Annotated in this window: 9 protein-coding genes; 3 read left to right on the top strand and 6 right to left on the bottom strand. The window is 74.2% G+C overall.

Annotation, left to right across the window (positions count from 1 at the left end):
* Window positions 1–399: 399 nt before the first annotated feature.
* From O4U47_RS12575 to O4U47_RS12565, 3 genes are all read right to left on the bottom strand, one after another.
* The gene (locus O4U47_RS12575) at window positions 400–1,473 is read right to left on the bottom strand and encodes an ArsO family NAD(P)H-dependent flavin-containing monooxygenase (RefSeq protein WP_270678003.1); all 1,074 of its coding nucleotides are present in this window, start codon (window positions 1,471–1,473) and stop codon (window positions 400–402) included.
* Window positions 1,474–1,912: 439 nt separating this feature from the next.
* The gene (locus O4U47_RS12570) at window positions 1,913–3,064 is read right to left on the bottom strand and encodes an RNA-guided endonuclease InsQ/TnpB family protein (RefSeq protein WP_270678002.1); all 1,152 of its coding nucleotides are present in this window, start codon (window positions 3,062–3,064) and stop codon (window positions 1,913–1,915) included.
* 588 nt (window positions 3,065–3,652) lie between these two features.
* Window positions 3,653–4,522 carry an SCO6745 family protein gene (locus O4U47_RS12565; protein WP_270678001.1) on the bottom strand — a complete coding sequence of 290 codons (870 nt, stop codon included), beginning with the start codon at window positions 4,520–4,522 and terminating at the stop codon, window positions 3,653–3,655.
* 296 nt (window positions 4,523–4,818) lie between these two features.
* On the opposite strand from O4U47_RS12565, the gene O4U47_RS12560 reads away from it, so the two are divergent.
* Complete coding sequence (locus tag O4U47_RS12560) at window positions 4,819–6,000, top strand: DUF418 domain-containing protein (protein ID WP_408638961.1); 1,182 nt, start codon at window positions 4,819–4,821, stop codon at window positions 5,998–6,000.
* A gap of 136 nt (window positions 6,001–6,136) precedes the next feature.
* Window positions 6,137–7,339, top strand: a complete 1,203-nt coding sequence (locus O4U47_RS12555; RefSeq protein WP_270677999.1) for an MFS transporter — start codon at window positions 6,137–6,139, stop codon at window positions 7,337–7,339.
* A gap of 16 nt (window positions 7,340–7,355) precedes the next feature.
* Here O4U47_RS12555 and O4U47_RS12550 read toward each other — a convergent pair whose 3' ends face one another.
* Window positions 7,356–8,063 carry an SOS response-associated peptidase gene (locus O4U47_RS12550; RefSeq protein WP_270677998.1) on the bottom strand — a complete coding sequence of 236 codons (708 nt, stop codon included), beginning with the start codon at window positions 8,061–8,063 and terminating at the stop codon, window positions 7,356–7,358.
* 254 nt (window positions 8,064–8,317) lie between these two features.
* Between O4U47_RS12550 and O4U47_RS12545 the strand changes: the two genes are divergently transcribed.
* Window positions 8,318–9,544, top strand: coding sequence for a cytochrome P450 family protein (locus O4U47_RS12545; RefSeq protein WP_270677997.1), 1,227 nt, complete (start codon window positions 8,318–8,320; stop codon window positions 9,542–9,544).
* Window positions 9,545–9,609: 65 nt separating this feature from the next.
* Here the strand turns inward: O4U47_RS12545 and O4U47_RS12540 are convergent, their stop codons facing one another.
* Both O4U47_RS12540 and O4U47_RS12535 read right to left on the bottom strand, forming a co-directional pair.
* Complete coding sequence (locus tag O4U47_RS12540) at window positions 9,610–10,230, bottom strand: Uma2 family endonuclease (protein WP_270677996.1); 621 nt, start codon at window positions 10,228–10,230, stop codon at window positions 9,610–9,612.
* Window positions 10,231–10,531: 301 nt separating this feature from the next.
* Window positions 10,532–11,509 (bottom strand): phosphotransferase, encoded by a 978-nt coding sequence (locus O4U47_RS12535; RefSeq protein ID WP_270677995.1) that lies wholly within the window; start codon window positions 11,507–11,509, stop codon window positions 10,532–10,534.
* Window positions 11,510–11,575 lie beyond the last annotated feature (66 nt).

The raw sequence follows: 11,575 nt of genomic DNA, 5'->3' as shown, positions 1-11,575 counted from the left end.
GTATTCAGGCCCGGATACCGGCCACCAGGCGCAACTCGGCGAAGGGCCGCACATGCCGAGACACGCAGGGCGCGGAGTCCCGGCGGCCGACCGGGGCGCCCGGCCCCGCTCCCCCGTGTCGTCGCCGCTCCTCCTCCCAGACACCCTGGCGGCCCGCCCCCCGGACCGCGAGGGGCCCAGCGGACGGGAAGCAAGGCCGGGGGACGCCCGCTTTCGCCGTCGCCGCCATCCACGGTGACCACGCACACGCCGGGCGGTTGACAGCGCTGCAGGTAGCGCCTCCGCCCTCAGTCGTCGCCGCCGCCCACTCCGACGGTCCGACGGACGGCGACCAGGCATGGGCGCGGGAGGGACACCACTGCAGCGGGGAGGCGGCACGACAGGCGTCTTCACCCCGTCTCACCCCTCCAGCAGGGCCTTGATCTCCTTCACCGCCGCCTTGGCCGCCATTCCGGCGCCGATGACGGTGGCCGAGGCCGGGCCGGTCCAGTCGCCGTAGCCGACCAGGTGCACGCGCGGGTCCGCGAGGAGCCTGGTGCCCTCGGTCGGCACGGTCCCGTCCCCGCCCGGCGCCACCAAGGGCGCCAGGTGCTCCAGATCCGGCCGGAAGCCGGTGCACCAGACCACCGCGTCGCACTCCCACTCCTGGCCGTCCGACCAGCGCAGCCCCCGCCCGGTCAGGCGTTCGAACATCGGGTGGGCCTTGAGGACGCCGCGGTCGCGCGCCTCGCGCACCGGCGGGACCATCACGATGTCGCCGAGGGCGCCGACCCCGTCGGCCTCCCGCCCCTCCCGGCGCGCCGCCGCCTTGCGGGTGGCCACGTCGAACAGCACCCGGCCGTCGACGTCGTCGGGCATGAGGCGGGGCTCGCGCCGGGCGGCCCACAGCGTTTCGGCCACCTGCGACAGCTCCGCGAGGATCTGCGCCGCCGAGTTGCCGCCGCCGACGACGGCCACCCGCATCCCGGCGAAGGGGTCGGGGCGGCGGTAGTCGGCGGCGTGGAGCTGGAGCCCGCCGAAGCGGTCCCGCCCGGGGTGGTCGGGTGTGCGGGGGCGCCCCCAGGTGCCGGTGGCGCTCACCACCGCACGGGCGCGCCACACCCGGGGGCCGTCGGGGGTGTGCGCCTCCACCGCCAGCCGGTCCCCGTCGGGGCGGACCGCCCGCACGCGCACCGGGCGCCGGACGGGCAGGGCGTACCGCTCCTCGTACCCGGTGAAGTACCGGACGACGTGGCCGGCGGTGGGGAAGGGCTCGCCCGGCTGCTCGGGCATCCACCACCCGGGCAGGGGGCTGTGCTCGGCAGGGGAGAACAGGCGCAGCGAATCCCAGTACCGCGTCCAGGCCCCGCCGGGGCGGGGGCTCCCGTCGAGGAGCAGGTGGCCGAGTCCGGTACGGCGCAGGTGGTAGCCGACGGCCAGCCCCGCCTGCCCCGCACCGACCACCGCCACGTCGAGGTCCGCACCCGCCTCCACACCCGCCCCTTTCGCCCGCTTTCGCACTCCCCCAGTGCCAACCGGCACGCGGCTCCTCCTGTTCCGGTGGCGTCCGCTGGAGGGGACGGCATTCGACGGCCGTGTCCGGTCCCGTCGAATGCCGTCCCTGCTCCGGCCAGCCGCCGCGGCTAAGGCGTGGGGCGGTTCGGCCTGCGGCCCTGCGGACCGACGCCCGGTCCGCTGATCGCGTCGGTGCATACTCACCCCGGGGCGGGCGGCAGGTCACGGCCACGGGCGGTGTCACGCCGCCTTGGAGCCGGGCGACCGGCACGGCTCAGGGCCGGGTCCGGGGCCGCCGTCGGAGCAGTGGCGTCCTCCGGGCGGAGCCCGGCCACCACGGAATCGCCCCATCGTCGGTCAACTTCACGGCCCCGTGGGACCGGGCTTGCAGCTCTTGTTCACACCTGGCGGGTGTGCTTCAGGCCGCGTCGTCGGCAGCGTGACTCACTGCCCAACCCGCAACACCCCGCGAAGAGATGTTGCGGGCCGCGTTGACGTCGGCGTGCTCAGCGAAGCCGCACGACGTACATGAGAAGGTGGCCTGGGCGGGCCGGTTCCCCTTATCGGTGTGGCCACAGGCGCTGCACCCCTGCGAGGTGTAGGCCGGGTCCACGTACTCCACCGGAACCCCGGCCCGTTTCGCCTTGTAGGCGATGTAGGACCCGAGCTGGGCGAAACTCCATGAGTGCAGCGTGACCCGCTGGGGCTTTCGTAGCCGTACCCTCTTGCGGATGCCGCCCAGTTCTTCCAGGGCGATGCCGCGCGAGGTGCGTTGAGCCTCGGTCACGATGCGTTTGGAGATGCGGTGGTTGGTGTCGGCCGCGAACCGCCTCTCACGTCCCGACAGCCGGCGCAGCACGCGCTTGGCGGACCTGGTGCCCTTCCTCTGCAGCCGCCTGCGCAGACGACGGTGCCGGTGGCGGACGTTGTTCGTACGCTTTCCAGAGTGAATCGCGCCGTCGCTGGTGGTGGCGATGTTGGCGATGCCCAAGTCGACGCCGAGGAACCCGTCGGGGGTGTACTCCTCGGCTTCGGGAACCTCGCACGTAGCGTACAAGTACCAGTTGTTTCCGCGCCGGACGAGATCGGACTCGCCCTTGCGGTACTCGGTGAGCATCTTCGCCTGCTCCGGCGAACAGACGAAGCCCAGGCCCTTGAGTCGACCGCGTACAGTCCAGATCGACACGGCGCGAGCATCCACCTGCCACGACAGGCATCGGTCATCAAACGGCTGGGCGCTGTCCTTGCGGAACCTGACCGGCGTGTCCTCTGCCCGGGTGCGCCGTTTGGAGCCCCTGCGGCCGTAGTTCCCGGCAGCGAGGTTGGCCTCCAGTGTGGCGTAGGCCCCGGCGACCTTGCGTGCGCAATGGATCGCGGGCTGGGCGGACAAGCCCATCGCCTTGAGGTCGTCATAGACCAAACGCTGAAGGGGCGCTTTGTCCTTCACTCCGGTCTTGTGTGCGCGCTGAGAGGCACAATTGGCCGCACGGTTGCACAGCTTCAGTGTCTCCCACAGCGCCGCCTTCTGAGCGGCGTCGGGGAGCAGCTTCACCTGCACAACAATCTTCACTCAAGCAGCTTATCGATTTACCTCTTTCATTGGGGTGAAAATACGAGACAATGCCAGACGCACTGGAAGGGTCGCCCTCGACCTAAGCGTTCGTCTCGTCTCGCTTCCTGGAGGCCCTGCCGGACCTGCCGCTGCCGCGCTGGCCGGGCTGGTGCGGGCGGCGACACGGCTGTCGGAGGCCCAGCCGTCGACCTGGACGTGCCCCGCCCCCTTTACGAGAGGGCATGTCCGCTGGAGTGGCGCCATCCACCACCCGGCCGGGTCGTCGGGTCCTCCATGCCCCCTGGACCGCGCCCGGACCGCCGACCGAGGACCGTCACGGCCACGGCCACCGAAAGCCGCACCGTCGCAGCGGACGCCGACACTGCGGGACACTCCGGCGGCTCCCAAAGGCCCGATCCTCACGGCCATCCACGGCCATCGACCGCGCGTCCCTTCGACCTTCACCCGTCCGAATGGGGCGGCGGGCCACCGACACGCCTGCCGACGGCCCACGGTCGCTCCGAACACGGCCCCACGCCCCGCACGGAGCAGCGCCGTGCTGTGTCCTGCTGTGCTGTGCTGCGCGCCCTGAGCCGTGCCCCGCCCCTACCTCTTCGGCTTCGCCCACGGGAGCAGGGCCTCGCCCACCTCCTTGGCCAGCGGACCCCCCAAGCGGACCAGCTCCTCGCAGCCCTCGTCGCCCAGGGCCGCGTACGGCGCCGCCGACAGCCGGTCGGTGGCGGCCTCCAGCTCGGCCCGGTGCTCGGCCCCCTTGTCGGTCAGGGCCAGCTCGTCCTTGCGCACCAGGCCCTTGTCGCGCAGCCGCTCGGCCGCCGCGTCCCACTCCTCTTCAGGCCAGGCGCGGCTCATCGTCAGGAACTTGACGGGAATGTTCCCCGTCGCCGCGTGGGCGACCAGCGCCTCCAGCCCGCTGGTGCCCTGGGCCACCAGCAGGGCGATGTGCCCGTCGCCCCGGAACTCGCGCAGCAGGGTCTGGGCGTGCCACAGCACCAGGTGCGGCTCGCCGGGCCAGGGGAGGGCGGCGTAGGCGGAGAACAGCGGGCGGCCGTCCACCCGCTCGCACGCCGCCTCGGCGGCGGTGCGCGCCAGCTCGGCCGCCCGGCGCATCTCCGGGGAGTCCACCCGGTCGCCGAGGACGCGCCGCAGCGCGGCGTCCATGCCGTCCAGCCGCGCCCGCAGGTAGTCCTCCGGGGAGGCGGCCTCCCACACCGCGGGCACCGCCTGGCGCACCAGGTCCGGGCAGAAGTTGTGGAAGGTCGCGATGACGACCTCCGCGGGCACGGCGCCCATCGGCGCCGCACGCCCGCCGAAGTAGGAGTGGCGGGGGTGGGCGCCCAGCTCCTCGTAGTTCTTCTGGACCTCCGGGGCGAAGTAGGCGCCGGAGTGGTAGTTCTCCAGGGACGCCCACGCCTTGCGGGCCAGGGCCGGGTCGGTCGCGTGCGTGTCCGTGCTCATGTGGCCGCCTTTCCCGCGCCTGCCGGGGCGCCGAGGGGGTGGGAGGGTGGTCCGACCATACCGAGCGGTATTCAGTGCGGCGCTCCGGGGGGGCGGGCCGTTCCGACTTTCGGCCGATGCCCGGGCGCGGGCGTCGGTCCGCCGACGCGCGGCCCGATACCGACGCCCGATGCCCGGCGGCGCCCCGCGTTCCTAGCGTCGGTGCCATGCCCGAACCGTCACCTGACGCCCCCTCCCTGCGCGGGCCGGTCCGCGCCCGTGAGCGCGCGCTGGCGCCCGACCTGGCCCGGGGTGCGATGCTGCTGCTGATCGTGCTCTCCAATACCGCCTTCCACCTGTGGGCGGCCGAGCACGGCCCCTCCGGCTGGCACCCGGTCGACGGCACGCCCCTGGACGGCGCGGTTCAGTTCGCCATGATCACCGCACTGGACCTGCGCGCCTACCCGCTGTTCGCGTTCCTGTTCGGCTACGGGATGATGCGCCTGTACGAGCGCCAGGTCGCCCACGGCGCCTCCGGCCGCGCCGCGTCGCTGCTGCTGACCCGCCGGAGCCTGTGGATGGTCGCCTTCGGCGCCGTACACGCCTCCCTGCTCATGGCCGGGGACATCGTCGGCGCCTACGGCGTCACCGGGCTCGTGCTGGCATGGCTGCTGGTGCGCCGCTCCGACCGCGTCCTGCTCGGCGTGGCCGCGGTGCTCGCCCTGGTCGCCGCCGTCCCCGCGGCGCAGGGCCTGTGGGCCGTCGCGTCCGAGGGCCTGACCGGGATCACCGCGACGGCGCCGCCGGAGGCCCCCTCGACGTTCTACTACGCCGCCGGTGAGGCCGACTGGGCGGCGGCCGCCCGTACCCGGATCACCACCTGGCTCGTGGTGACCGCGGCCGGTTCGCTCCTGGGGGTGACCACCCTGGCGGCGATGGCGGCCGGGATGTGGGCGGCGCGCCGCCGGGTGCTGGAGGAGCCCGGCCGCCATCTGCGGCTGCTGCGCTGGACGGCGGCCGTGGGCGTGCCGGTCGGCTGGCTGGGCGGGCTCCCGTCGGCGCTGGTGCACGTCGGTGTCCTGGAGGCGGCCCCGGCCGCGATCGCCGAGGAGGGGCCGCTGCCCGCGCTGCAGTCGGCCACCGGGCTGCTGTGCGGGCTGGGGTACGCGGCACTGTTCACCCTGGCGGCGCACCGGATCGCGGCGCGCGGGGGTCCCGGCCGGGCGGCCGGGGCGGTCGCGGCGCTCGGCAAGCGGTCACTGTCGGGCTACATGGCGCACTCGCTGCTGTTCGCCCCGGCGCTCGCGGCCTGGGGGCTGGGGCTGGGCGCCCACATGGGGAGCGCGGGGATGGCGCTGTTCGCCGCGGCGGTCTGGCTGGTCACGGTGGCGGCGGCCGCCGCCCTGGAACGCGCGGGACGGCCCGGCCCGGCCGAGGCGCTGCTGCGCCGCCTCACCTACAGGCGTCCGCACCGGGCAGGCGCACCGAACCCGGTGTGACGCGGCGGCCGCCCGGGCGCGACGACTCTCACACCGCCGATCCCGGTCAAAGGGAAGCGCCGCGCGCGCGAAGGGTGTTGGCTGGGCCGGGGACCTTTTCCGCCCCATCATCCGACCACCCGAGAAAGGGAGCGCTTTGCCCATCGCCCTGCTCGCCCTGGCCCTGGGAGGCTTCGGGATCGGCACCACAGAGTTCGTCGCCATGGGCATCCTGCCCGAGGTCGCCGAGGCCTACGGCGTCTCGATCCCCACCGCCGGGTACATGATCTCCGGGTACGCGCTCGGGGTCGTGATCGGCGCCCCGGTGCTGGCGGCGGTGGGGGCCCGGGTGGACCGCAAGCACCTGCTGATGGCGCTGATGGGCGCCTTCACCCTGGGCAACCTGGCCTCGGCGCTGGCCCCGAACTTCGAGTTCCTGCTCGCGGCGCGGTTCCTGACCGCCCTGCCGCACGGCACCTTCTTCGGCGTCGGCGCGGTCGTCGCCGCCTCCCTGGTCCCGGCGACCAAGCGCGCCCAGGCCGTGTCGCTGATGATCGCCGGGCTGACGGTGGCCAACATCGTGGGCGTCCCCCTGGGCACCGCCGTCTCGCACGCCTTCGGCTGGCGCGCCACCTACCTGCTGGTGACGGCGGTGGGCGTGGTGACGCTGCTGGCGCTGGCCGCGTGGGTGCCGTCGCAGAAGCCGCACCCGGGCACCTCGGTGCGCGCCGAGCTCGGCGCCCTCAAGCGCGGGCAGGTCTGGCTGGCCCTGGCCGTGGGCGCGGTCGGGTTCGGCGGCATGTTCGCCTCCTACAGCTACATCTCCCCGATGATGACCGACGTCGCCGGGTTCGGCGCGGGCGCCGTCACCCTCATCCTGGCCGTCTACGGGGTGGGCATGACCCTGGGGAACCTGGTCGGCGGCCGGGCCGCGGACCGGTGGTCCCTGATGCCGACGATGTACGTGTGCATGGCCGCGATCGCCGCCGTGCTGCTGCTGATGCACGCGGTCGCCTCCTACAAGGCGCCCGCGGTGGCCGCGGTGTTCCTGCTGGGCTTCGCCGGGAGCGCGCTGATCCCGTCGCTGCAGATGCGGCTGATGAACGCCGCCTCGGACGCGCCGACGCTGGCGGCGGCGCTCAACCACGCGGCGCTGAACATCGCCAACGCGGCCGGCGCCTGGCTGGGCGGGCTGGTCATCGCCGCCGGGTACGGCTACACGGCGCCGAACCTGATGGGCGCGGGCCTGGCCGTGGTCGGCCTGGGGCTGGCGCTGGTCTCGGGCCTGCTGGACCGGCGCTCCCCCGACGCGGGCGCGGAGTCCGCGCCGGGCGCCGCCGAGCCCGCGCACGCGCGCTGATGGGCCCCACACCGGCTCAGTCGGCCTCGGCCAGCAGCGAGGGGTCGTTGTTGCGCGGCGACCCGACCGCGCCGCCCACGCGCCGGGGCACCAGGTGCGGTTCGGGCACGGCGTCGAGGATCTCCCGCACCCGCTCCTTGGCGGTGGCCTCCGGGTCGAGCCAGTCGCCGACCATGTCCACCGGGAGCACGACCGGTGCGCGGTCGTGGATGCGCCCCAGCGAGTCGGAGGCCGGGCGGGTGAGGACGGTGCAGGTCCACACCCAGCGGTCCGGGTCGTCCCCGCCGACCCCGGGGTCGGCCCACCGCTCGTAGAGCCCGGCGAAGGCCAGCGCCTCCTCCTCGGGCCCGTGCAGGTAGTAGGGCACCTTGCCGCCGGCGGTCTTCTGCCACTCGTAGTAGCCGTCGGCCGGGAGCACGCACCGCCGCCTGGCGGCGGCCGCCCGGAAGGCGGGCTTGTCGGTGACGGTCTCGGAGCGGGCGTTGATCAGCCGGGACGCCATCCGGCGGTCCTTGGCCCACACCGGCAGCAGCCCCCACCGGGCGTTGCGCATCTCGCGCACGGCCGCCCCGCCGTCGCCGTCCGCCTCCTCGCGCACGATCCGCACGTGCTGGGTGGGCGCGATGTTGTAGGAGGGGGCCAGCGCCTCCCCGACGCGCCGCTCCACGTCGAAGAGCAGCCGCAGCTCATGGTCGTTCCGCGCGCTGACGTAGCGTCCGCACATCGTCCTGCCGCCCCTTCGTCGCACGGGTCACTGGGCACCGGGGAGGCGAAGGCTACCCCCCGGCACCGACGCGCCCGCGCGATCCCGCACCGCAGGCGTGTCCGGCCGGGCCCAGCCGCCGCGCCGGGCGCCCGGCCGCGTCCGGATGCGGACGCCGGCCGCTGCCGCCGCCGCATCCGGGGGAGGGCCCACCACGCCCCTCCCCGGCGCCGCGGCGCCGGGCCCCGAGAGCCCGCCTGGAGGACCTGGACCCCATGTCCGCGCACGACCGGAACACCGGCGCCGTCGGCACGCCCGGCGGAGGGCCGCCGCTCCTCGACGGCCCCGACTTCAAACCCGACTCCCCCGCCCGCTTCGCCGAGCTGCGCGAGCGCGGCCCCATCCACCCGGCCCGCTTCACCAACGGGACCGCGGGCTGGGTGGTCGTCGAGCATGAGCTGGCCCGCAGCGCCCTGAACCACCCCGGCCTGGTCAAGGACCCCGAGGCTGCCGCGGTCCGGCCCGACACCTACCGCCCCGGAACGGGGTTCGCCGGGAACATGCTGATGGCCGACCCGCCCGACCACACGCGCCTGCGCAAGCTGGTCTCGGGGGCGTTCACGCCGCGCAGCACCGAGCGCCTCAGGCCGCGCATCGAGGAGATCTGCCGCGGCCTGCTGGACCGCATCGCCCCCGAGGGCCGGGCCGACCTGGTGCTGGACTACACCCGCCCGCTTCCGATGACCGTCATCTCCGAGCTGCTCGGGGTGCCCGAGGAGCGCCGCGACGAATTCCAGCAGTGGTCCAACCAGGCCATGGGCGTCACCGGCGGCGACCGGATCGAGGGCGGCGTCATGCTCAACCGCTACCTGGCCGAGCTGCTGGAGGACAAGCGCCGCGCCCCCGACGACGCCCTGCTCAGCGCGCTCATCACGGTCCACGACGAGCAGGACGGGCGCCTGTCGGACGAGGAGCTGCTGGGCACGGCCGTGCTGCTGGTGATCGCCGGGCACGAGACCACGGTCAACCTGCTGGGCAACGCCCTGGCGGTGCTGCTGCGCCGCCCCGACCAGGCCGACCGGCTGCGCGAGGAGCCGGACCTGCTGCCGGGCGCGGTCGAGGAGTTCCTGCGCACCGAGGCGCCGGTGGAGCTGACGCCCGCGCGGTTCGCCGCCGAGGACATGGAGCTGGGCGGGCGGCGCGTGAAGAAGGGCGAGGCGGTGCTGGTCGCCCTCGGGTCGGCCAACCTGGACGCCGACGGCGCGGAGGCGGACGTGGCCCGCAAGGACGCGCGCCACCTGAGCTTCGGGCACGGCGTGCACTACTGCCTGGGGGCGCCGCTGGCCCGCGCCGAGGCGGTCATCGGCCTGCGCGAGCTGCTGACCCGCTTCCCGGACATGGCCGCCGAGGAGCCCGGAGCAGAGCCGCCGAGGATCCCCGAGGGCATCATGCGGGGGCCGCTGAGCCTCCCGGTGCGGTTCACCCCCGAGACCGGCGGCTGACCGGATTCCCCCGTCCTCCCCCGGTGGGCGGGGGGCTGGGAACCGCGGCCGAGTCGTCGGATCGGTCAGCGCGCCCGCTTGCGGCGGATCTCCTTCAGGTCGATGTCGACCGGGAACGGGCTGGAGACCTTGAATCGGTCGTGATGGATACCGGCGACACCGTAGGCCCGCGTCGCGGGGTCGAACTCGTAGGCGTAGACGACGGCCGAATCGCCGTCGGCCTCCTCGATGCGCCAGAAATGGGGAACTCCGGCCCGGGCGTACTTTCCCGGTTTCGTCTCACGGTCGCGCTCTTCCGAATCCGGGGAGACCGCTTCGATGACGAGGAGGACCTCCTCGGGAAGGTAATAGGTGTCCGGCTCCTTACGCAGGAACGCCTCTTCCTGCACGACGAGCACATCAGGCTCGGGAACCTGGCGGACGCCGACCTTCAACGCCATCTCCCGATCGGCCCGCCACCCCTCGGGCGCCTGGGCGTCGAGTTCGACCCAAAAGCGGCCGACGACACCGGAATGCCATTTCCTCTGCGGACTCACGAAGACCAGGCTTCCATCGATCAGCTCGGTGTGCGGTGGAAGTCCGGACATCCGCAGAAAATCGTCCGCCGAAAACCCCTCGGGCGGCGGGATGACCCAGTCCGGCAGCGGCGCTGTCAGCGGTGCCGTGTCGGGCAGCGGTGCTGTCATGCGTCCAGCTTACCCGTGGGCCCTCCGCGCGCACCTCTGTTCGGCGAAGAGGGCCTCAGAGGGGAAGCGCCACCGACGTAGATGCCGCCGCACCCCCCACGGACGCGGGTTCGGGACGCCCGCAAGGGGCCAATGAGGGCCGCCCGAGTGCCACCGCCCGCCATCGGCCCAGCCACTGGACCGGAATGCGGCCGCCCGGAACCTGATTGGCCCAGGCGTGGCGGTGTGACCTGGATCGCCGTCCGTTGCCGGGTACCCCCGATCGAAGGGGGCGAACCGCGCCTTCCGGAGCCCGCCCCTGTCATTCCGCCAGGTGCGCGACGACCTCTTCGATCCCCTGCCAGGCCGTCTCCATGTCCGGGGTGCGGGTGTGCGGCGCGCGGAACCAGTCCGTGTAGACCGCCGCCTCGTCCAGGTCCCACCGGAGCCGGTACAGATCCAGTGCGGCGCTGTCGGGGCGCCTGCCCGCCGCCTCCGCGTAGCGCTCCAGGTCCTCCGGCCCCCGCACGACCGACCACAGGTCGCGTTCGGGGACCGCCAGGGCGCAGGTGTCCCAGTCGATGAGGAGCCGCCGCCCGCTCTGGTGCAGCACGTTGCCCTGGTGCGGCTCGCCGTGGGTCAGCACGGGCGCGACCCCGCCCTCCCGCACCCGGCGCACCAGGTCGTCGAACTCCTCCAGGCGCCGCCGGAGCAGCGGAGCCGCGTCGGCCAGCAGGCCCCGCAGCGGTTCGGAGAACGGCCCCTCCCCCCAGGGGCGCCCCGTCTGGTCGAGGGCGCGCTCCAGGCGGCCGCGCAGCGGCGGGTCCAGCGGGGCCCGCGGCGCCCCGTCGGGCGGCGCGACGCCGTGCAGGGCCGCGAGCAGGTCGATGACGCGCCCGCGCTCCTGCTCCGACGGTTCCGTCGTGTAGTCCCCGGCCTCGCCCTCCTCCAGCGGGAAGACGCTGAGCGTGTGCCGCCGGTCCAGGTCGAGCACGGTCTTTCCGGAGGCGGTCCGCAGGGGAGCGACGACGAAGTCCAGGCCCGCGCCGCGCAGAGCGGCCGCGGTGTCCATGGCGGCGCGCAGTCCCTCCCGGGCCGCCTGGACGCCGACCCCGCAGTGCGGCTTGGCCGTCAGGTCGGCGACGCTGAGGAACCATGCGCGCCCGTCCGCCCCGGCGGCGCGCCAGTGGTGGTCGCCGAAGCCCACGGGCACGTAGTCCAGGTCGGCGGCGTCGATCCCCCAGTGCTTCAGGGCGTCGGCGATCAGGGCGTCGTCCAGGTCGGCGGGCAGGTGCTCCATGGCGGGGACGCTAGCAACGCCTCCGAATGCCGCGCACCGGGTTTTCCCGGCGCCCCGCCCCGGCCC

This window comes from Nocardiopsis suaedae (genome assembly GCF_027706745.1).
Classification (GTDB): Bacteria; Actinomycetota; Actinomycetes; order Streptosporangiales; family Streptosporangiaceae; genus Nocardiopsis_A; species Nocardiopsis_A suaedae.
Note: the sequence above shows the minus strand (reverse complement) of the source record. Positions and strands in the feature narration are given on the sequence as shown.

Excerpts from the sequence above, each read along its gene's own strand:
- O4U47_RS12560 (WP_408638961.1), top strand. The coding sequence starts at position 4,819 with ATGCTGCTGCTGATCGTGCTCTCCAATACCGCCTTCCACCTGTGGGCG.
- O4U47_RS12545 (WP_270677997.1), top strand. The coding sequence starts at position 8,318 with ATGTCCGCGCACGACCGGAACACCGGCGCCGTCGGCACGCCCGGCGGA.
- O4U47_RS12540 (WP_270677996.1), bottom strand. The coding sequence starts at position 10,230 with ATGACAGCACCGCTGCCCGACACGGCACCGCTGACAGCGCCGCTGCCG.
- O4U47_RS12550 (WP_270677998.1), bottom strand. The coding sequence starts at position 8,063 with ATGTGCGGACGCTACGTCAGCGCGCGGAACGACCATGAGCTGCGGCTG.
- O4U47_RS12565 (WP_270678001.1), bottom strand. The coding sequence starts at position 4,522 with ATGAGCACGGACACGCACGCGACCGACCCGGCCCTGGCCCGCAAGGCG.
- O4U47_RS12535 (WP_270677995.1), bottom strand. The coding sequence starts at position 11,509 with ATGGAGCACCTGCCCGCCGACCTGGACGACGCCCTGATCGCCGACGCC.